We start from the raw sequence: 21,450 nt of genomic DNA, 5'->3' as shown, positions 1-21,450 counted from the left end.
CAGCGGTTTTCGCGGCTGCCTGCTGCGGTAACATAGGCGGCTCGTCCATTCCCAAGGGCGTAAAAACCGGAGTATCGATGCAAGCGCTTGACCACGCCCATTACCTTGAACGGGTTCAAGGTGCCGAAGTACTTGAAGCCGACGGCACGGGCGACAAGGTACTCCGCCTGCGTGACGGCTCCATGCTGAAACTGTTTCGGCGCAAACGCCTTGTCAGCTCAGCAGCCTGGTATCCCTACGCGCAGCGCTTCGCAGACAACTGTGAAACGCTGGCCAAACGCGGCATTCCCTGCCCGCGCATACGCTCGGTCAGCCGCATCGCCGAGATCGAGCGCGATGCCGTGCATTATGATCCGCTGGCCGGCTTCACCCTGCGCCAGCTGCTGGGCAGTGCGGTGGCCGACGACAAGCTGCGCAGGCAACTGGGAAGCTTCATTGCCGGGTTGCACGAAAAGGGCATCTACTTTCGCTCGGCCCATCTTGGCAACGTGATCCTCACGCCCGAAGGCAGCCTCGGCCTGATTGACATCGCCGACATGAAAACCTATCGCCGCGCCTTGCGCAAAAGCCTTCGCTTGCGCAACTTCAAACACATGCTGCGCTATCAGGAAGACCGCCAATGGCTGCTGGACAACGGCAACCCGGCCTTCCTCGATGGCTACATGAGCGCGCAGACCCTCTGTGACACCTCTGAACTGGCCCAGGCTGTTCAATAACCAGCCCATGAAAAATGGCCGCTTTCGAAGCGGCCATTTTTTTGAGGCTATTGCTGCTGCCTGAGTCGATGCGTCTGCGCCACTCGCCCGAGCACCATGGTCGCCGGTAACAGCACCAGCACCCAGAGCTCGTCGGGATTGCCGACCAGCTGGCCGCCGTCGAAGTTAAGCATGACCAGCGCACACACCAGGTAAAGACCCCAGGCATCGCCGTTGCGCACCGAGTCCCACAGCGTCATCGCCATCACGACCAGAAACATCACCAGCGAAGCGGCACCGGTATACAGCCCCAGCGACACGAAAATATTGTGCGGGTGCTGGATCGGTATGCCGCCCGTCAGGGTCTGGGTCGTGTAGAAATCCACACCGCAGCCGAGCATCCAGCCACAGCGACGCCATTCACCGGTCATGATTTCAAACAGCTCGATGCGGTAGGAATCCCCTCTGACCATCAGCAGGGCGACCCACTGTTCATCCTTGACGAACCAGAAGGCGGCTGCCGCCACGACGCCCAGCGCCAACAAGGCCACGATCGTGCGTAGTGGGAAACGGTAGAGCGAATAGGCGGTGCAGACGGCAAACAGAACGGCGCAACCCACCAGCGCAGTGCGTGTCTGTACGACAAAGGCGGTTATCACCAGCGTGACGAAGACGGCGCAGACGGCCTCGACCCAGCGACGCTCTTTTGCCCACAGCGGCATGGCCAACGCAAGGCTGCAGACCAGCCAGGCACTGGCGTAGATCACGTTTTCCATTCGCCCCGGCAAAATCGCCACACGCTGGCCGAACTCGAACTGCCCGGTCACCCAGCTGTGAATGCTGCTGAGCAGGATGTACAGGCACAGCGCCCAGAACAGGCTGCGCACGAAGACTCCGCGCCTGAAGAAGCCGTTGTCGGTGATCCCCGCCACGACAAAGACAAACAGGCTGACATAGATGATGTGCTTGTAATACTGGAACTCCTGCGCCTGTAGCGCCGGGACCAGAAAGCAAGCCATGAACACCGCCCAGGCAATGCCCAGAGGCTTGGCAAACACGCCAGCGGCTCGATACTTGATCAGAAAGAACAAGCCCGGCAGCGCCGTGAATGCATAAAACAGGTTATTGGTGATCTTGGCTGAGGGGTTGAGGATGAAGCTCAGCAGGAAGATGACGATGGCAGCCGTGAAGTACTGCTGTACTTTGCTGCCGGGTACTCTTATCGGGTCAACTGACATTATTAAGCAACCAACCTGCTACTAGGCCAGCGAGCACAGCGACGATCAGCTTGATGCGATCCCGACGTTTGCGACGCTGTTTATCAAGCCGCTCCTGCGGCACCTCCACGTGCTCACCAAACCCGGTGTGCAACACGGCATCATTTTCCAGAATCAGAGCGTAACGGTTTTGCGCAGCGAATAATTGTGAAAGTTTCTTCTCGCCACCGTGTTCGGCATAAGGCGCATGCTGCAGGTAATCAGCCAGGCGGCGCAGCCCCGGATTGAAGGAAAACCCCTGCCATTCCGGCTTGTGCGAGCCCAGTTTGTAAAACGGGATACCCTCGACCACTTCACGCTCGTTCAGGTAAACGTAAGGGCTGTGGATACGCAGATCATGATTGTAGCTGCGCAACCAGACTTGCAAGGCCTGAGGGTCGTGTTCCAGGAGCGTCATCGACTCTTCGATGAAGTGCGGACGGTAGAAATCCCAGTCGTCTTCGCAATGGAACACCCAAGACGTTTCGATCAGCGAATAGGCCGCATCGACAGAGCGCATCTGCCCCAGCTTGGGGTTGTTGATGATGAAGCGCGTATGCGGGTGCCAGTGCTCGGGAATGCAGGCCTGAACCCGGTCATCGCCGGAGTCTTCGGTAATCAGCACATGGCGTATGGGCGCAGTGTTGAAATGGTCGAACGTTTCCAGGGTGCGCTTCAACAGGTCGAATCGACCACAACTGGTGACGACCAGCGTAATGTCGCTGTTTTCGCTGAATACCATCATTCGTTCCCAATCATTGAATATTCATAATTCCCTACCATCCCAATCGTGACCGCAGGCGATCGATCCAGCTCGCCGCCGGCATGCTGCGCAGTGGCGCATGCATGGCATCCACGATGGCTTTTCCAAGGGCATGGAATGTAAAGCGTTCCTCGACCAAAGTCTGCCCATTACGAGATATTTCACTGGCCAGTGTGACGTTATCGCGCAATTTCGCCAGCTTTTCGCGAAGTTCGGGAATGTCGCGATAGAGCACGATGTTGTGCATGTCGACAAAGCCCAGCGCGCGGTTTTCTTCAGCGCCCTGGTCGAAGGCAAGCAGCACGCAGCCGCACGCCATGGCCTCGAAATTCTTGATCATGTACTCGCCCATGCCCACGTCGGCACTGACGAAAAAACGGATGCGGTTCAGGGTGTCGCAATACTCTTCGCCGGACTTGGTCCGCGTGACGAGCAGATTCTCGACCTGGCCCAACTCGTCCAGTAACGCTTTGCGGCCGCTGTAGGCCACGCTGTTGGTGCTGCCCACGAAGGCCAGTTCGATGTCACGCTCGCGTGCCTGCAACTGCAGCAGGCTCTGGTCATAGCCCTTGGGCACGAACACCGCATCGAAGCCTTCCTGACGCAGACGCTCGCTGACCATGAACCCCGAACAGATCACCCGCGCCCAGGGCAGCTTGCGGTAGTGCGCGCTGAACTTGCCGGTGTATTTGCACGGAATGTAGTTCTGGTAGGCATCGTGTTCGAGGATGACCAGATTGGGAATCGTGCGGATGAAGCCGACCTGACGCACTTCCTGCTTGAAACGCAGGAAAAACACGATCCGGTCATAGCGGCTGACGTCCACCTCACGGCGGAAATAACCACGCAGGTTGCGTTGCTCCGCAGAGCTCAGCCAGCGCACTTCGCATTCACAATGTGCGGCGATGCCGTCGTAGAGACGGTCCAGAATCGCACGCTGCTCTTTCTGGACCAGCAGTAGAACTTTCATGGTTTTCCTTGCAGTACTGCGCCTGCTGAATCAGAGATCACGGCTGCACCAGAACAACTCGTGTCGTCGCACCGCCTTGCGGAAGAATTCGTTTTCGCCCTCGGCTGGCCAATGGCGACCGGCCAGAACGCGCTGCAGCACACGGCGCACACGGCGCTTGAGCGGCATGGGTGGCAGCAGGTCATGCATCATCCCCAGTGCCATGGCCTTGTCGCGTTGCGCGGCGACCGACAATTGAAGGCTGTACGGCACCAGCGCCAGCGTGGCATCGAATACCGGCGGCAGGCTGATGCCGCTGTAGGCATCGCCCATCGGCCAGCGGTCGTTGTCGTGCAGGTGATTGGCATAACCGAGCACCACGTCCGGCTGCCATTCGAGCCCGAGCAGGGCTTCACGCACCGCAGCCTGGGCGCAGATGTGATCGGGATGAGGGTCGATGGCAGGGTGCGGCATCACCACAACCTGCGGCCGGGCCTTGAGAATCAGCGCGCGCAGGTCGGCGAGCAGGTTATTCCAGGTCGGCTGACCGTTGTCGCCGGGCAATGGCAGGGTATTGAACTGACGGAACAGGCGGGTATCGGTCAGATCCGCCTCGCGCGAACCAATCGGCGTGTCAGGCGCGGCCTGCATGGCGGGCAGTTGCAGGCAGAAATAGCCCAATTGCACACACTGCGACTCGGGCACCCCGCCCCAGCGCGCCACAGCGATACTGTCCCAGGCCCGCAAGCGGCCTTTCATGCGCGCAGCTTCGGCGCGCTCCATGCCCATCTGCCGATAATGCTCGGCCTCGATCTCACCGGCGGTCAGCGTGATGATCCACGCTTCCTCGGCCTGGCTGTACAGCCCGAAGGCGGCCAGCTCGGCATCGTCGGCGTGCGGTGCGATGACCATGACACGCTGTTTTCGCGCATCCGGCTGACGAAACAGCCAGAGCCGCGGCGTGCCGGCCAGACGGCAGCAACGCCCGCGCAGTTTCAGCACACCTGCGGCCAGCGGCTCGCCCAACCCGGTGAGGTTCAGATAACGCACACCGCAGACGCCGCGCTCGAATGCCTGCTGGTCGTTGAGGCCCTGACCTTGCAGATCGACCACGGGGTCGAGAAAACGCCCGAGCCAGGTGCTTTTGACTGTCAGCGCCAGTATCAGCGTCTCGTCGCCGTTCAGTTGCACAGCGGGGTCGATCAGCAACGTGCCGCCATCCAGGCGCACGCCCGGCACTTCGCTGTCGGCAGCGAAGGTGTACTGATAGTCGTCAGACGGCGAATAGAACAGATGATCGGCGAACCAGGCCTCATGAGCGACCCAGGCACACACGGCCAGCAGCGGGGCCAGCCACCAGGCCACCAGCACGCCCACCGCGATCAACAGGAGCAGCCCACCCAGCAACGCCAGCCGCTTGTTACGGCGATGGCGTTTGAGCAATTGCTGCTTGCGACTCAAATCTGGAACACCGGAACGGGGTTGCACCATCGGTCCTTGTACTCGCGGTCGGCACGACCGAAGGAAAAACGCAGTGATTTGCCCAGTGCGCGGGCGTTCTCCCAGGCAGACTGGGTATTAACGAAGCTGAGCACGCTGCCCGGGCTGAAATCACGGGTTTCGGGATCGACACCGCCGTTGACGTACTCGATGCTGACCCACTGCGGCGCTTCGACGCGATACACCAATTGAATGGCAATCGGCGCATCGTTGAGAAACACCACCGAACCGATCAGCAGCTCGCGCAACAGTTCGATGACTTCGGCCTTGTGCCGGGCACCGGTCGCTTCGAAGCCCCAGCGACGCTGAAACAGATCGCAGTACATACTCGCCAGTTCGGCGCTGCTGAACTCGCTGACAGGCCTTACCGTACCGCCGGCCTCTTCGAGCAAGCGAAGCTCACGACGCTGGTTGTAACGAAATTTCTTGGACAGTTCTTCAGGCGTACGCGCCATCGCCAGGGATTCGGTCTGTGGCTTGAAGGTACTGATGCGGCCTTCGTTGAGCGACGACACATAGCGAGCCCGATGCCGGACCGGCACCTGGATATCATCGGCCACCGGCAGAATCAGCTCGGCATTACCCAGGTCGAACAACCCTTTCTTGCCGTGGCGCTTGAGCTCGTCCTTGGACAGCGCCAGCGAGCGCCCCCAGGTGGCAATCGCCGCCTTCACTTCACCGCCCTGCTCCCAGGCCAAGTAACGTAAAGCGATGCCGGAAAAGGCCGACAGGCGCGCGACCACCAGCGGATGAGTGGCGACGCTGCCGCCAAACCGCTGCCAGGCCTGCTCGTAGGCAGCCGCATCGATCTGCACCCAGCCACGCTCGCGCCAGCCCTTGAATCGATTGAGCATCAGGCCCCCGCTGTCAGGCTGGAGACTTGTGGCAGACGCCAGAAGACATTACGCACAGCGTGATCGGAAAAACGTTCGCGCAAGCGCAGCAGCATGCGCTCGGCACAATCCTGACGTTGTTCGGCATCGAGACCGGCCATGTGCACCAGGCCGTGTGCCAGGCTGTGCACATCACCGAGCGGGAACAGCAGGCCAACGTCTTCGACCACTTCCTTGGCGCCGCCGCATGAGGTTGCAACCAGCGGCACACCGGCGACCATCGCTTCCAGCAGGACCATGCCGAACGGTTCGTGGTCCGAGCTCAGGGCGAACACGTCGAAGGCCTTGAAGTAGCGGCGCGCGTCAGGCACTTGCCCAAGGAACAGCACCTGCGGGCCGATGCCCAGTTCCAGCGCCAGCGCCTTGAGGTCTTCTTCCAGACGCCCCTTGCCGAGAATCACCAGTTGGCTGTTCTCGGGAAGATCAGGCAGCGCTTCGGCAAAACCGCGCAACAGCGTGGCCTGATCCTTGTCGGGATGCAGGCGACCGACATTGGCGACGATCCAGGCCGACGCCGACAGGCCCAGCTCTGCGCGGGCATCTTCAGCGGAAAACTGACTGCCCTGCAGTTGCTCGACATCGATCCGGTTGTACAGCGTCTGAATGCGCTCGGCCGACCACTTGGGCAGGCTGCTGCGCATGTCGTCGCGAACCGCGTCGGAAACACCGAGCAGGCTCAGGCGCTTGCGAAACAGGTTGGCGAACAGCTTGCGACTGCGCCGGTGGTAATCGCCGAACGCATGATGCACACCGATCACCGGCAGCTTCGTTGCCAGCAGGGCGATGTACACCGGCTTGAAGCGGTGCGCGATGCAAAAGCTGAACGAACGCGTCGCGGCGATCTTGCGCAGGTCACGGATGGCGCCCAGCTTCAGGCCACGAATGGCACTGGAGCTGTACTCCATGAACAGCACTTCGTCCGAACCGCAGTCAGCGACGACATCCGGATCGGCGGCACCGGTCAGAAACACCGTCGTTACCCGATAGCCCTTGCCGGCGAACAGGCTGGCGTATTGCCGCGCGCAGTCCAGAAACGGCCCGTCATAGCCGTGGCAGAACTGCAGTACGTGACGTTCAACCGAGCGTGTCATAAGCCTCGACGCCCTCTTTGACCACCAGGATGTCTTCCATGATCAGGTACTCGAGGTCCGAGCCGAAGAACATGTTCAGCGCATCGGTCGGCGAGCAGATCATCGGTTCGCCACGGCGGTTCAGCGAGGTGTTCAGGGACACGCCATTGCCGGTCAGGTTTTCCAGCGCTTTCATCATGTCGTAGTAGCGCGGGTTGTATTCGCGCTTGAGCACCTGGGCACGGGAGGTGCCGTCTTCATGGACGACTTCCGGAACGCGGGTTTTCCACTCTTCGGCCACTTCGAAGGTGAAGGTCATGAACGGCGCCGGGTGATCGATCTTGATCATCTGCGGGGCGACGGTGTCGAGCATCGACGGGCAGAAAGGCCTCCAGCGCTCGCGGAACTTGATCTGATGGTTGATGCGGTCGGCCACGCCGGTGACGCTCGGGCAACCGATGATGGAGCGACCGCCCAGCGCGCGCGGACCGAATTCCATGCGCCCCTGGAACCAGGCAACCGGGTTGCCCTTGACCATGATCTCGGCAATCCGCTCCGGCGTGTTGTCGATCTGGCGCCAGACCGGCTTGCTCGGGTGACGGGCACAGGCCGCGATCACGTCTTCGTTGCTGTACGCAGGGCCGAGGTAGACGTGTTCCATCTTCTCGACCGGCACACCGCGGGCGTGCGAAACATAGGCCGCAGCGCCCACCGCCGTACCGGCATCGCCGGACGCAGGCTGCACGAACAGCTCTTTGACTTCAGGGCGGGCGATGATGCGCTGGTTGAGTTTGACGTTCAGCGCACAGCCACCGGCGAAAGCGATCTTGCCGGTTTCCTTGAGGATGTCACCCAGGTAGTGATCCATCATCTGCAGCGCGAGCTTTTCGAACAGCGCCTGCATGCTCGCGGCGTAGTGAATGTAGGGTTCATCAGCCACGTCGCCAACGCGTTTCGGGCCGAGCCATTCGATCAGCTTCGGCGAGAAATAGAAGCCCTTGCCGTTCTCTTTGTAGCGACGCAGGCCGATGACGTTGGCCAGCTCGGTATTGATGACCAGCTCACCATTCTCGAAGGTCGCCAGACGCGAAAAGTCGTATTTGCTGGCATCGCCGTACGGCGCCATGCCCATGACCTTGAATTCGCCGTCGAGCATCTCGAAACCGAGGAACTCGGTAATCGCGCCGTAAAGGCCGCCCAGCGAGTCCGGATCGAAGAATTCCTTGATCTTGTGGATCTTGCCGTTTTCGCCATAGCCGAAGAAAGTCGTGGCGTACTCACCTTTGCCGTCGATGCCCATGATCGCGGTTTTCTCGGTGAAACCGGAGCAGTGGTAGGCGCTGGAAGCGTGGGCCAGGTGGTGCTCGACCGGCTCGATCTTGATCTTCTTCGGATCGAAGCCCAGTTGCTCGAGGCACCAGACAATCTTGTTGCGGTAGCGCTTGTAACGGCGATTGCCCATCAGCAGCGCATCGAGGGCGCGATCCGGTGCGTACCAGTAACGCTTGGCGTAATGCCAGCGGGCCTTGCCGAACAGGCTGATCGGGGCGAACGGAATCGCGACCACGTCAACGTCCGAAGGCTTGATGCCTGCCTGTTCCAGACAGAACTTCGCCGACTCGTAGGGCATGCGGTTCTTTGCGTGCTTGTCACGAACGAAGCGCTCTTCTTCGGCCGCTGCTATCAGCTTGCCGTCGATATAAAGCGCTGCGGAAGGATCATGGCTAAGGGCGCCGGACAGGCCAAGGATCGTCAATGCCACTAGTGTCTAGCCTCTTTAGTCTGCATGCAGGCGCAGGGCGCCCGAGAAAAGGTGTGCCCCCGCACAGCGAGCTGAGGGCAGCTAAAGGGCGGGATTATAACGTAATGACCAAGGATTGGCTCGACGCGCTGAAATGTCACTGAAGGCGGCCCGCCAGACGGTGTACGAAACGTCTCTTTCGCCACGCTGCATATTTATCTAAGGCGTTGCTGCCCGTCGCATCTGATTAATTGAGGCCTTTAGTCGCCGCCCCCGAGGCCGTCGATCAAACCTCAGCGCCTGGCGCAATGGAAAGCCTGTCATGACACAAACATCACCCTCTCTGAATTTCAACCTTTCAACGCCGAGCCCGGTACCGATGACGCCCAGCGATACCTGGCCTGGCGCGTCCGCAGCGCTGAAAAGGCTCGACGAACTGCGCACCCTGCTGGCCAGGGAACTGGACGCGCTGCCCCGGGCTGGCGAGGCCTTGTTGAGCGCCCTCGAAGGCGCTGACGTGTCCGAGCGCGAACTGGAAATTTTCAGTCTGTTGCAGCAGATCGACGACTACTGGACGGACCCGGGCGAAACCGCTGAAAGCCGCCGCGACCGCCTCGTACCGGCCTTGCAACGGGCCATGCTTGACGAAGCCCGCGTCAGGACTCACGAGCGCGACCTCGACAGTGGCTACCTGGCCTGTCTGCCCGACTCGCCCGAGCAGACCCAAGGCCCGGCGCTCACCTACTCGACGGTGCGGGTGCAATTGCATGATGACGAACAGATTGAAATGGCCGGCGTGCTGGTGATTTCCCAGGATCAGGGGCGCACGTTATTAATGCTGCCAGGGCTCGGCATCACCGGTTTTGCCACGCCGGCCATAATGGTCGCAACCCTTGCGCAGTGGCTCAATACGCCAACATTGCGCGATGCGCTGCTCAGCAATGCGCAACGACAGCATCAGGACCGGCTGGCCAAGATACTTCAGGACGCCGACCTGTACCTGGAGCCGTTCACGGCTGCCGATGTGCAACTGCAGCCCGTTACCACGGCACCGTTCATTCACGCGTTCGACCGGTTGCTGAACAAGCAGCGCAACGACATCCGGTACGCCTGTGAACAACCCGGCATAGCGGATCGGTTCAAGCGTCAGTCGCTGATCCAGCAGGCCATCGACATGCCTGGCCTGTTAGGCCCCGCCGCCATGCTCGAGCTGCGGGAGCTGACCAACAGACAACGTCAGTACCAGCGCAACTTGCCCGAGTGGATGAAGATCGCCAGCGCGGCGGATCTGCAAACCTATGCCCGGCACCTGCAACGCTACGACGCGGCGCATACTGCGATGCTGAGTGTTCTGGGCAGCGCGGCATCGCCGGAGCGGTTTGCCGAAATGCAGTTGCGCACGCGCCTGGCCAATGACCTGGGCCATGATCTGGACCCGCGGGCCTTGATCATCGACACCCGTCGCACGCTGCCAGCGACGAGCGAGACCTACCGCGTGACGCTGCCGCTGACCGAACTGGCGCTCTATGGTCTGCATCCGGGCGACGAGGCAGCAGGCTCGGACTTCCTCGACCAGACGCTCATCACCCTCGATGGCCAGCCGCTGGACGCCGCCTACTCGGCCTTGAACCCGGCCTACCTTGCCGCAGTGATTGACCAACTCGACCTGCGCGCGGTGTTTGGCAAGTTTCAACGCGAGGCCTATCAGCAGCAACACAACCAGCAGATGCTGCGCGCACTGGCGCGGACCCGACTGACCACGCTTGGCTGGGCGGCGAAGATGCAGGGGCATATCCAGCCCGATGATTTTGCGATTGTCGCAGCGCTGACCGGCACGGCGGCGAGTGCGCCTGATCCCACGGTGCGCGTGCAGCAGATCAAACTGAACGACCGCAACGTAATGGCCAGATTGCTGGTGTTTCGCAAGCAGGACGCTCAAGGCCGGACACAGCGGCTGATCATGTTCGCCAGCGAGGCGCCTGGGCAGCACTATTTCAAGGCCTTCGACACCGACACCCAACTGCTGCACGAGGTGGTTAGCTGGACAGCATCGCCGGCAATGACGGCCTGGCTGCTCGATCAGGTAGAGGTCGCTGCCCGTCCGGAACTAGAAGCGCAACTCACGGCCCTTCGCGAGAAACCCCAGCCTGCAAAGAACTTTCTGCAATTCATCGATCACCCCGATTGCGAGACGGCGTTGCACAGTTTTACCGACGAGCAGACCCGCGTATTGCTCTCCGAGCAGGCCCGCCATACCCCGGACTGGTACCTGCGCGCCAGCCGTGCCCAGCGCCGGGAACTACTGGCCCTTGAACACGCCATCGGTGGCGCGCTCGGCAACTATCAGGCCCAGCCGCACAACAGGGTTCAGTCGTTCCAGGACTACGTACACCAGCGTGCCAGCCAGCAGATCGGCAAACTGCTGGGCGTCCCGGCAGGCACGGTAGACCCTGACCTGATCGTGATCACCAGCGAGCGCGAAACGCTGACCTACACCACCATGCTGCTCCAGGGCTACAACGACAGCATCGACCCCTTGCGCACGTCAGCAGCCACCGACGCCACGTTCAGCGGCCCGCCGGGTCTCGACCTGAGCGCGCTGTCACCCGCGGCTGTCGCAGGCTCGGTACGTGGCCAGTGGCTGGCGGACGAGTACATTGCGCTGATCAGAAACACCCTGCTGAACAGCAAAAACGATGGCTATGCCTACCGTCGCCAGTGCAGCGTGAAGATCACCCAATTGCAGATGAAGGCCGCTGCACTGCGCAGCCTGCTGAAAGGTCATGTCGAGCCCGCGCAGTATGTCTGGCTCAAGCAATCACTGGATAACGCGCACCTGAGCGACTCGGCCTCACGCGAGCGTTTCCCCCTTTACCCCCTGCAAATACATGTGGATAAACCGCTGATCGCCTCGGGACTGACCGATGTCAATCAACTGGTTATTCCCAGCCCGCTGCTGACCCACATCGAAACCGTTCAGGGCTGCCTGATCATTTTGCCGACGCAGATCCGGCACGCCGCGCTGCTCTATACGCCGCAGGCACCTGACGGTCTCGAATTCCGACTGTTCAGCGATTTCGTGAGCTCGCTGAACAGCGAAGGGATGATCGATTACTACAAGGATCGCTGCCGCATCAAGGCACGCCGGACGTTGTCGTTCTTCCTGCGGGACATGCAGAAGGGCAATGCCAACAAGCCTCCGGTCATCCCCAGGGCATTCATTTCAGACGTCGCCGATACCTGCTTCAACCGGCCACTGGAGCGCAGGTTGCGTGATGTGGAAGAAACCACCACCGGCCGCCACGACATGCTGGCCAAGCTGATCTGGGTCAGTGTCGAAATCATTGCCACGGCCCTGACCCTGCCCTTCCCGCCGGCAAGCTTTGCGGTGGGCAGTCTGCTTTCATTGCATGACAGCGGGCAGGCACTGGCCGCGCTGAGTGCAGGCGACCGGGAGCGCGCTACGAACTACATGCTGTCGGCACTGTTCAACGGCCTCGGAGCAGGCAGCGATTTGCTGCTGGGTCTGAAAGGACTGGGCGTTTTGCACCAGCTTGAGAACGGCCAGCATTCGACCCCGGTGTTGCGCTCGTTCCAGCGCCAGCCTTCCCTGCCGCGTTACGAGGATCTGTACCCGGTAGAGCTGCAAGAGCAGGTATTTCTGCTCGGCAAGCCCAACGTCCACGGGCATGCGGCGGTGTTCCAGGCGCCCCATGTCGCTTCGGCACCACCGCTGGCAACCGGTCAGTTCGCGGCGCGCGAGGTCGGTGGCGCCTGGCAGCCGCTTCCTCCACTGCACCCGGCAGCGCAGCGCGCGCCGTCAGCTTTACGCATTGACCTGGCGGTCGACATTTCGCTGGATAACGTGCCGCGTATCGGCGATGGTCACGCGAAAGGCGTGCATGCGATCAATGGAAAACACTATATCCAGCTGTCAGACCGGGCCTTCGAGGTTCAGTACGACGCACACTGGCGCTGCTGGCAGATCATCGACCCGGCCAATCCGTTCGCCTTCTTCGGCAAACAGCCGGTTCGCCTGAATGATCAGGGCCAGTGGCTGCTCGTCGAACGGCAGCGCCTGCGTGGTGGCGGGCTGGACACTCCGGGCACTTATCGACCGCTACCTGAGGAAGCCAGCGCAAGCTCAAGCTCGCTGAACACCTTGAGCGACTATGAGATGCCGAGCGGCATGCGCGCGCACCTGGACATCGTCATCAACAAGGAGGTCTTCGACCCGACCGGCGCTGGCCTTGAAGTCTATTTCGAAACGTATTTCACCGAGGTGCGCCAGACCTTCACGACGCGTCGGGAAAATCTCTATCAGGACGCCCAGGCCTTTTTTGCCCGCTTCACCCCTCCACCCAGGCCGACCCTGCCCGCCTATCGCCTGCCCGGCAGCGTCGACACACTGATCGAGCACATCTTCAGCCACACTAACGGGCTGGTGTTCAGCGAGGCCCCGAAGTCGGTGGCCAGCAAGCGTCTGCTGCTGCTCAACATGCCCGTGCTCGCAGAGCAGCGTGTCGAGGTGCTGTACATCGAGCACCTGCTGATCGACAAACACCTGCGCAAGCTGGCCCGGTATCGCCAACTGGGCAAAAAGAGTCGCTCCGGCTCTCATGAACTCAAGTATTACCTGCAAGAGACCAATCGCGGCGCCCTGAACAACGCCAGCAGCGAATTCGATTACTACCACCTGATCAAAACAGCCCACCGTTACGGGATCGAGGTGCGCCCGTTCAGTTCGTCGATCAGCTATCCGTTTCTCGGCCATCCAGTGCTGGCGGCTGCCGATGACCCGACAGCGGCCATGAAAATGAGCAATTTCTTCGGTCACAAGCTCATCAGCCACGATATCGAGCCGGCCTCTGCCAAGCGCTGGGTAGCGCTGCTCGACCAGAAGCTGGCCACGACCCACGATCAGGTGCCCGGCATCGCTGAAATGCAGGGGGCCGTCAGTGTGCATATCCAGGACATCCCCGCCGGCCGGCCAACCCGCATCAGGCAAGGCGCGGGTGGGGCGCATGAACACACGCCGATTCACTGCGACTTCAGCGTAGCGTTTGCCGATCCGACGCTCCCCGCCAAGCCACTGCCCCCTGCCACTGCGCTGGATAACCTGCTGATCCGCGAGCTGGGCGACCCGGCCGCGATTGCCGAGGGTGAGCGCTGGGCCGGCGAGTATGGGTTTGTCCTGGACGACAACGATACCTGGCTGCGCGTGGAGCCCGATGACTGGAACGTTGACCGGCCGATGACGGCCATCCAGCAATCGCTGACCGATGCCACCTACGAAATGCCGCTGGAGACCCGAACAACGCTGCATAGCCTGGCGAACTTCGAAAAGAAAGGCCTCGATATGGAGTATTTTTTTGAAGACATCGAACTCGACACTGTGCGCAATACATTCGATCGGCTGCGCAGAAATCTGCAACAGGACGCCGCCCGGATCAGTGCAGCTCAACTGCCGCCTCGCCCGACATTGCCAGCCGTCGAACCGCAGACAAGCACTGCCGGGCTGCTTGAAACCCTGTATCGCCATACCGAAGGCCTGGTTATTGGCGAGTCGCACGCTTCGCTCGCCAGCAAAAAGCTGATCATCGACAACCTGCCGTTGCTGTCACAGCAGAACGTCAAAACGCTGTACATGGAGCACCTGCTGAGCGATCTGCATCAGGCGGACCTGGATCGTTTCCTCGAAACCGGGCAGATGAGCAAAACCCTGCTGCATGACCTGAAAACCCTGGACCGCGGGCATCACACCGACCCGGACGGGGTCTACACCTTCGAGCGGCTGATCATCAAGGCGCGGCAGCAGGGCCTGGAGATCCGCGCCATCGATTGCGCAGGCAGTTACCACCTCAAAGGCATCGCCGAGGATGAGTCCCTGATCCGCCAGCAAATGATGAATTACTTTGCCTCACGCACGATCCGCAGGCATCAGGAGGTGATGGGCTCGCACAGGTGGATCGCGCTGGTCGGCAACAGCCATTCCAACACCTACCAGGGCGTCGTGCCGGGCATGGCCGAACTGCAAGGCGGGATCGGCCTGCGGGTCGTCGATGTGGCACCGGGGCATTCGAGGGGAATAACGCTGGATCCGGGGGAGCTCGTCTCGGGTGGCATAGCGGATGACAAGGTCTACATCAAAGCTGATTATCGGGTGGAGATGGAGGTGCTGCGTCCACAGCCGGTCAGGCTGCCGAGCATCGAAAACCGCCTTTCCAGGCCGGGAATGTTTCTGGTGCAGGAGGGTGAAGGCAATCTGCCAACCATCATTCATCGCGCACGCGACACCTGGGTTCACCACACACCGGTGCTGCGCAATGAAGAGGGCAAGCTGTACATCGAGCGTCTGCGCTGGCCGCGCATCCACCTCAAACCCTTCGACGACATCGATGCACTGGTGGCAGCACTCGAAGCGATGAACCTCAAACGCATCACCTGAGCATTGGCGCGAGAGTCAGCCACTACCGATGATCGTTCCCATGCTCCGCGTGGGAATGCCTTTCGTGACGCTCTGCGTCACCCAGAGGACGCGGAGCGTCCGGAACGGCATGCCAACGCGGAGCATTGGCACGATAATCTACACCTACCGATGAGCGCTCCGCGCTGGCACGAGGGTCAGCCGGGCTCAGTCCGTCGCAAGCTTCGGCAAGCGCTGTTCCAGCAACTGGTGCAGCGCGCTCTGCGCTGGCCAGTTGCGCATGAAGCGGGCACGGTCTCGGGCGTAGGCCGCAGCGAATGACGACTGCGAGCTGTGCTGCTGCATGGCGTCCAGGTCGATCATCGCCCAGCGATCGACGTGCCAGAACAGGTTATGCCCCTTGAAATCACCATGGCTGATGCGTGCCTGGATAAGCTGCGCAAAAAGCCGATCCAGCGCCAGCAGTTCGACCTCTGGCGCATCACCGCTTTCCACATAGGGAGCGAAGCGTTCGATGATGTCCGGCCCATCGATGAACTCGGTCACCAGCCAGGCCTTGCTGCGCAAGCCGAGAAAACGCTTTTCCTGCACGGCCAGCGGCTTGGGTGTGGCGATGCCGAGGAACATCAGCCGGTTGCCTTCGCGCCACGAATGCCAGGCCCGGCTGGGGCGCCAGAAGCGCTTGAGCCAGTGGCTGAAATTCTTGATGTTGTAGCGCTTGATGACCAGCGGACGACCATTGACCTCAACCCGCCCGACACTCGCAGCGCCACCGGTCTTGTACAGATGGCCCTTGTCGAGCAAGGCATCCGCCTGACTCAGCACCGGCAGCATCGCGGGTTCTTCCTCGCGACGAATGGCGCGGAACACCGAAGCGCTGTCCTCGACACTGAACAGACTGCAGTCGCGCACGGTTTTGCTCATGAAGTCCTTGAGCCGCCAGCTGCGAACCTTGTCGATCTGTTTTTGCAGCGCTTCCATTGGCAACCCATGCTCGGCATTGCTCAACAGGTAATGCACCAACAGCTCTTCAGTAAACGGTTCGAAAGACCTGGGTAACTGGGCAAAGAACACGCCGAGATTTTCCAGCACTTTTTGCCGCGACAACGGCTTACCAGCCTGTTCAGCACGAATGCCGGCGCCATCGATCAGGTACAACTGCCCCTTGTGGCGCAGCAGGTTGTCCAGGTGCAGGTCTTCCTGCCACAGGCCTTTTGCGTGCTGCAGGGCAGTGGCCGATAGCGCCTCGCCGAGCACCGCTTGCTGCTCGTCTGCCAGCGGTGGCAGGTGCTGAACAGCGTTCCACGCATCGCCCAGGCTGGGTGCCTGTTCCAGAAACTCGAACAACAGCCAGCCACCCTCGCCGTCCTGCAAACCGTCGGCCAGCAGCAGCGGCGTGGTCAGGCCCTGTTCGGCAAGCAGCCTTACCCCGGCCAGCTCACGCTGAAAGTGTCGGGCCGCCTTGTCGCCCACCAGCAGTTTTGCCAGCACCGTTCGGCCTCGCCAGACACCGGCCCCGACATAGCGCTGCCCCGGCAAGACACGCAGCAGGGTCAGCAATTGCAGTTCAGCCGATCCGGCAGCATCGGCCAGCGTCAGGCTCATCGGCAACTCGGGGGTACGTCCGGCGGTCTTGAGTTCAGACAGGCGCATCAACGGGTCTCTTTATCATCGCGGTGTTGAAGGTCTCGTTTGTGAGCGCCGCGCTTGCCCAGGCGCGCACTCCAGGCGTCGACCAGCAGGCTGTTCGGCGTGGCGTGCAGATAAGCCGCCAACAGCTCGCGCCGATCGGCCTCATTCCACATGGGCGCACGGCGCAGCAGCGGTTCGAGGTCGCGGGCAAGGTCACGCTTGCCGAAGATCACCGGGCGGGTTTTTTCCAGGTCGATCAGTTGCGCCTGATACCCCGTACCGGCTGCCTGAAGAAAAATATGTTTGGGGTAGAAGCAGCCATGCACCTGTCCGGCGCCGTGCAGCGTGCGCGCCAGCTGGCCGCAGGCGTGCAGTATTGCCTGACGCTGAGGGGCCTCCATCTGGTTCCACTGCTGCAACAGTTCGTCGAGATCGGTCCAGCCGTCCAGCGCACGCGTCATCAGGATCGCCCGGCGTTCGCCGTCGACCTTGCGCTCGCCATAGAACGCCGCCTGCAACGCCGGGATGCCCAGTTTGCGATAGCGACTGATGTTACGAAACTCGCGCGAGAACGACGGTTCGCCAAACGGGTGATGCAACGTGTGAGTCAGGTAGTTGCTCTGACGCTTGAGGTAAAAACCCTGACCGTCCAGGTCGAGGCGGAACACACTGCTCCAGCCGCCGCGTCCGGTATTGGGCTCATCGACGGCGTCGAGTCTGATGTTCCAAAGCGATTCAAAATCAGCCAGGTTGTGACGCGCCAGTAAAGGCTGGTCGGCACTGGCAATAAAAACGCTCATTCACGGCCCTCGAAAAAGCTGACGATATGTCGAATACGTTTTTTGTCGGAGGCGTTCAAACGCGTTCGCTGGCGGTATTGCAGGTAGAAGCGCAGGCGCTGGGTGGCCGACAAATGATACTTGGCGACCTTGTCCAGGCAGGCCAGATCCTTGGTGATCCGATAGCGCAGCATGAAGCTCCACCAGAATGCGCCATTGGGGCAATCGATGAAAAACAGCTTGCCTTCGTTATCCACCAACAGGTTGCGCCATTTCAAATCATTATGCGTGAAATGGTTGTCGTGCATGATCCGGGTAAAGGCAGCCAGCTGGCGACTGACTGCATCGACCCAGTGGCGGTCGGCCAGTCGCGGATCCTTGCGTTGCGCCAGTGCCGACAAGTCTTCGGTGTTCGGCAAGCCACGCGTGATCAATGCGCCGCGATCATACGCCGCGCCATTACGCTCCAGCCCCCAGGCCACGACTTCTGCGGTGGGGATGCCCCATTTGGCGAAGCGCTTGAGGTTCTGCCACTCGGACTTGACCCTCGGCTTGCCCATGTAGCGACGCAGGCCCTTGCCCGCACCCACGTAGCGTTTGACGTAGTAATAAACCCCGGCGCGCTCGACGCGGATCACGTCGGACAGCGGATCGCGGGTCAACTGCTGTCCCTGCAAGGCAAATACGGCATCCAGGCTGCCAAATTCCGGCTCCAGGAACGCGTACTCGGGCTCGAGCTTCCAGCCCGCCATCAGAGTGCGTCTCCGTAGCGCACTTTACGCTGATACAACTTGTCGGCTTTTTTATCCAGCCAGGTCAGCAGCGTCGCTTCCTTGAGCAGGATTTCGCGCAACGGCTTCTGGAAATAGCCCTGCAGAAAACGCAGTTTGTCGCGGCGGGTCAGGCCGATGTCCAACGCTGAAAAATACAGCGCGGCCAGGTCCTTGTTGCGCCAGCGTGGCGTGATCGCACGGCGGGTCTGGGCACGGTGCAGGTCGATGACCGAGAGTTTGAAATCGTCAGCGGTCACCGGTTTGTCGGTGTGCAGCAAAAAATGGCAGATGTAGCAGTCGCGATGATTGACACCGGCGCGGTGCATCATGCCGACCATGCGGGCGACTTCGGCAATGAAGGCTCTCTTCAGACGCGGCTCGGGCGGCTCGTTGCGCCAGTTGAGGCTGACGTCTTCAAGACTGGTGGTCGGTGCGAGTTCTTCGGTGACGATGAACGAGTGCTGCGCGGCAGGGTTGCTGCCACGCTCACCATAGGCCACGGCGGTCATGGTCGGGACGCCGACTTCATGCAGACGCTCGATGGCATCCCATTCCTTGCCCGCGCCGAGTACCGGCAGCTTGGCGGTCGCCAGGTTCTTGGCGATCTCGCCCCAGCCGATACCGCGGTGGATCTTGACGAAGTAACCGCGCCCGTCGACCTCGGTGCGCAGCGTGCGGCGCCCTTCCAACTCGCGGTAGACCTCACCGCTCAGGCCTTCGACCTCGACGAACGCATCGCGCCCCGCCCACAGGCTCTTGAACGGCTCAGCAAGGAACAGCTTCATCAATAGTGCTCCGCCAGAATCACATCCGCAGCGTGTTGCGGCATGCTGTAAAGGTCTGCCGTGTCGGCAAAGGTCAGGCCATTGCGCGACCACGCGCTGCGGGCGGCATCGTCCTGAAGCATCTCCGACAGGTAGCGATTGAGCTGCGCCTGATCGAACGGCTCATCCAGCACCCGCCCGCAATCGGCCTCGGCAATATAATGAGCGTAACCACAGACCGCGCTGACCAGGACCGGCAGACCGGCAACCAGCGCTTCGAGCAGCACGGTCCCGGTGTTTTCGTTGTAGGCCGGATGAATCAGCAGGTCGGCGCCCAGCAGAAAACGCGGAATATCGCTGCGCCCTTTCATGAAGGTCACCTGATCACCCAGGCCGAGCGCCGCGCTCTGTAATTGGAATACTTTGGGGTCGTCCTGACCGATTACAAACAGCCGCGTGCGCTTCTTCAGTTCGGCGGGCAGAGCCGCTAGCGCCTTGAGGCTGCGATCCACGCCCTTGGTCTTGAAACCGGAGCCGATCTGCACCAATAACAGGTCATCGTCGGCAAGGCCGAATTCCTTGCGAAAGCCTGCGCGGATGTCAGGTGCATCCGGCGGCGCGCGGCGATCCTGGGAAATGCCCGGCGGCAGCAAATGGAAGCGCGACGGCGGGGTGTCGTAATGCTTGATGAACAGCGGCTGCTGCACTTCGGAAATCATCAGCACCTGGGTTTTCGAGTCCCTGGCGAACACTGCGCGCTCGTAGTCGGCAAAGTGGCGGTAACGGCCCCACTTGCGATACAGCGGGCTGCGCAGGTTCTGCGCCTTGTCCTCGAAGCAGCCGTCGGCGGCGTAATACACATCCAGACCGGGCATCTTGTTGAAACCGATCAGGCGGTCCACCGGGCGTTTGGCCAGGTCTGCTTCCATCCAGGCGCTGAGCTTTTCGTTGCGCCGATGATTGAAGAACGCCTTGACCGGCGCCACCAGCACCTCGAAACCGGGCGGCACATCGCCTTCCCAGATCAGGGTATAGACGCGGATCTGATGGCCGCGCTGCTGGCACTCCAGCGCGATGCGCATGAAGTCGCGTTGCAGGCCGCCGAACGGGAAGTATTTGTAGAGTACAAAAGCCAGTTGCATCAGCCAGGTTCCTTTGCCAGCAACAGCGCGCCCAATTGGCTCGCTACTCGCTCGGGATTCAAGCGAGTGAAGCACATTGGCCACTCGCGCTTAAGGTCGAACCGGCGCTGATCGTCGGCGGTCGGTTGGTACGTGCATTTCTTTTGCAGGCACGGCGTGCAGCCCGGGTAGTCGCTGGCCAGATGCACCTGCGACTTGCCGTAGGCCCCGGTCAGACCCGGATTGGTCGGGCCGAACAGGGAAATGGTCGGCACATCCAGTGCCGCGGCCAGGTGCCCGATGCCGGTGTCTACCGCGACGCACGCCTGCGCGCTGGCCAGCACCCGCGCAACCCCTGCCAGATTGAGCTTTGGCAGCACGTGCGCACTGCTCAGACCCTCGGCAATACGCTCGGCGCGAGCTTTCTCTGCCGGGTTGCCCCACGGTAACTGCACTTGCAGACCGCGCGCTGCCATCAATTCGGCCAGTTGCCGCCAGTACAGCTCGGGCCAGTGCTTGGTGTCCCAGGTCGTGCCATGCAGGAACAGCACGAACGGGGCCTGCAAACTGTCATCCAGGGTCGCCAGTGGCTTGAGACCGTAATCGCCCATGCCGGACGGCTGTGGATAACCCAGCGCCTGAGCGAACAGCTGACGCAGCCGCTCGACCGCATGCTGCCCGCGTGCCACTGGAAAAGCGCGATCGTAAAAGCGACTGGCGACCGGCTCGCGTGCCGAATCGCGGTCCAGACCGGCCACCGGCGCATCGACATAGCGTGTCAGCCAGGCACTTTTGAACAGGCCCTGCGCATCGATCACCAGATCATAGCGCTGTTCGCGCACCTGCTGTTTGAAGCGTCGCCATTCCCCGGACCTGAAGGTCTGCCAGAGGTGCTTGCGCCAGCGGCGAATCGCCACCGGGATGACCCTGTCGACCGCCGGATGCCAGGCGGGAATTTCCGCGAAGCCTTCCTCGACCACCCAGTCGAAGCGAATGCCGGGCAGCGCGCGCGCCGCATCGGTCAGCGCGGGCAAGGCATGGATCACATCACCCAGTGAAGACGTCTTGATCAGCAGTACCCGCAAAA

The 21,450-nt window shown here is 61.3% G+C and carries 15 protein-coding genes; 2 read left to right on the top strand and 13 right to left on the bottom strand.

Annotated features, from left to right (window positions below; translation table 11 throughout):
• Nucleotides 1–77: 77 nt before the first annotated feature.
• Complete coding sequence (locus GE543_RS23065) at nt 78–716, top strand: toluene tolerance protein (RefSeq protein WP_003414428.1); 639 nt, start codon at nt 78–80, stop codon at nt 714–716.
• A gap of 47 nt (nt 717–763) precedes the next feature.
• On the opposite strand, the gene GE543_RS23060 is transcribed toward GE543_RS23065, so the two are convergent.
• The 7 genes from GE543_RS23060 to GE543_RS23030 are packed head-to-tail and all read right to left on the bottom strand — an operon-like array spanning nt 764 to nt 8,888.
• Nucleotides 764–1,933: an O-antigen ligase domain-containing protein gene (locus GE543_RS23060; RefSeq protein ID WP_153222456.1), complete on the bottom strand. Its 1,170-nt coding sequence runs from the start codon at nt 1,931–1,933 to the stop codon at nt 764–766.
• Nucleotides 1,923–2,696, bottom strand: coding sequence for a glycosyltransferase family 2 protein (locus GE543_RS23055; protein ID WP_004409433.1), 774 nt, complete (start codon nt 2,694–2,696; stop codon nt 1,923–1,925). The genes GE543_RS23060 and GE543_RS23055 overlap by 11 nt, the downstream gene beginning before the upstream one ends.
• Nucleotides 2,697–2,727: 31 nt before the next feature.
• Complete coding sequence (locus GE543_RS23050; protein ID WP_003414423.1) at nt 2,728–3,684, bottom strand: glycosyltransferase; 957 nt, start codon at nt 3,682–3,684, stop codon at nt 2,728–2,730.
• A 30-nt stretch (nt 3,685–3,714) separates the two neighbouring features.
• A complete protein-coding gene (locus GE543_RS23045) occupies nt 3,715–5,124 on the bottom strand; it encodes a PIG-L family deacetylase (RefSeq protein WP_153222455.1) in 1,410 nt (469 codons plus the stop codon).
• Nucleotides 5,121–6,017: an antimicrobial resistance protein Mig-14 gene (locus GE543_RS23040; protein ID WP_153222454.1), complete on the bottom strand. Its 897-nt coding sequence runs from the start codon at nt 6,015–6,017 to the stop codon at nt 5,121–5,123. Before GE543_RS23040 ends, GE543_RS23045 begins: the two co-directional genes overlap by 4 nt.
• On the bottom strand, nt 6,017–7,147 hold the full coding sequence (locus GE543_RS23035; RefSeq protein ID WP_153222453.1) for a glycosyltransferase: 1,131 nt from the start codon (nt 7,145–7,147) through the stop codon (nt 6,017–6,019). Before GE543_RS23035 ends, GE543_RS23040 begins: the two co-directional genes overlap by 1 nt.
• Nucleotides 7,131–8,888, bottom strand: coding sequence for a carbamoyltransferase (locus GE543_RS23030; RefSeq protein ID WP_003431977.1), 1,758 nt, complete (start codon nt 8,886–8,888; stop codon nt 7,131–7,133). Before GE543_RS23030 ends, GE543_RS23035 begins: the two co-directional genes overlap by 17 nt.
• A gap of 301 nt (nt 8,889–9,189) precedes the next feature.
• Here GE543_RS23030 and GE543_RS23025 point away from each other — a divergent pair, with 301 nt between their 5' ends.
• Entirely contained in the window at nt 9,190–15,315 is a 6,126-nt protein-coding gene (locus GE543_RS23025; RefSeq protein WP_153222452.1) for a membrane-targeted effector domain-containing toxin, read from the top strand.
• A gap of 186 nt (nt 15,316–15,501) precedes the next feature.
• On the opposite strand, the gene GE543_RS23020 is transcribed toward GE543_RS23025, so the two are convergent.
• Genes GE543_RS23020 through waaC form a run of 6 tightly spaced genes read right to left on the bottom strand, consistent with a single transcriptional unit; the run spans nt 15,502 to nt 21,448 of the window.
• Complete coding sequence (locus tag GE543_RS23020; protein ID WP_153222451.1) at nt 15,502–16,947, bottom strand: lipopolysaccharide kinase InaA family protein; 1,446 nt, start codon at nt 16,945–16,947, stop codon at nt 15,502–15,504.
• Nucleotides 16,947–17,726: a lipopolysaccharide kinase InaA family protein gene (locus tag GE543_RS23015; protein ID WP_153222450.1), complete on the bottom strand. Its 780-nt coding sequence runs from the start codon at nt 17,724–17,726 to the stop codon at nt 16,947–16,949. Before GE543_RS23015 ends, GE543_RS23020 begins: the two co-directional genes overlap by 1 nt.
• The gene (locus tag GE543_RS23010) at nt 17,723–18,457 is read right to left on the bottom strand and encodes a lipopolysaccharide kinase InaA family protein (protein WP_003414408.1); all 735 of its coding nucleotides are present in this window, start codon (nt 18,455–18,457) and stop codon (nt 17,723–17,725) included. Before GE543_RS23010 ends, GE543_RS23015 begins: the two co-directional genes overlap by 4 nt.
• The gene (rfaP, locus tag GE543_RS23005; RefSeq protein ID WP_016567036.1) at nt 18,457–19,263 is read right to left on the bottom strand and encodes a lipopolysaccharide core heptose(I) kinase RfaP; all 807 of its coding nucleotides are present in this window, start codon (nt 19,261–19,263) and stop codon (nt 18,457–18,459) included. The genes GE543_RS23010 and rfaP overlap by 1 nt, the downstream gene beginning before the upstream one ends.
• The gene (locus tag GE543_RS23000; RefSeq protein ID WP_153222449.1) at nt 19,263–20,384 is read right to left on the bottom strand and encodes a glycosyltransferase family 4 protein; all 1,122 of its coding nucleotides are present in this window, start codon (nt 20,382–20,384) and stop codon (nt 19,263–19,265) included. Before GE543_RS23000 ends, rfaP begins: the two co-directional genes overlap by 1 nt.
• Nucleotides 20,384–21,448 (bottom strand): lipopolysaccharide heptosyltransferase I, encoded by a 1,065-nt coding sequence (gene waaC / locus GE543_RS22995; protein ID WP_046269310.1) that lies wholly within the window; start codon nt 21,446–21,448, stop codon nt 20,384–20,386. Before waaC ends, GE543_RS23000 begins: the two co-directional genes overlap by 1 nt.
• Between the last annotated feature and the right edge of the window lie 2 nt (nt 21,449–21,450).

The sequence above is a fragment of the Pseudomonas sp. SZ57 genome, from assembly GCF_009495975.1.
GTDB classification, from domain to species: Bacteria; Pseudomonadota; Gammaproteobacteria; order Pseudomonadales; family Pseudomonadaceae; genus Aquipseudomonas; species Aquipseudomonas syringae.
Note: the sequence above shows the minus strand (reverse complement) of the source record. Positions and strands in the feature narration are given on the sequence as shown.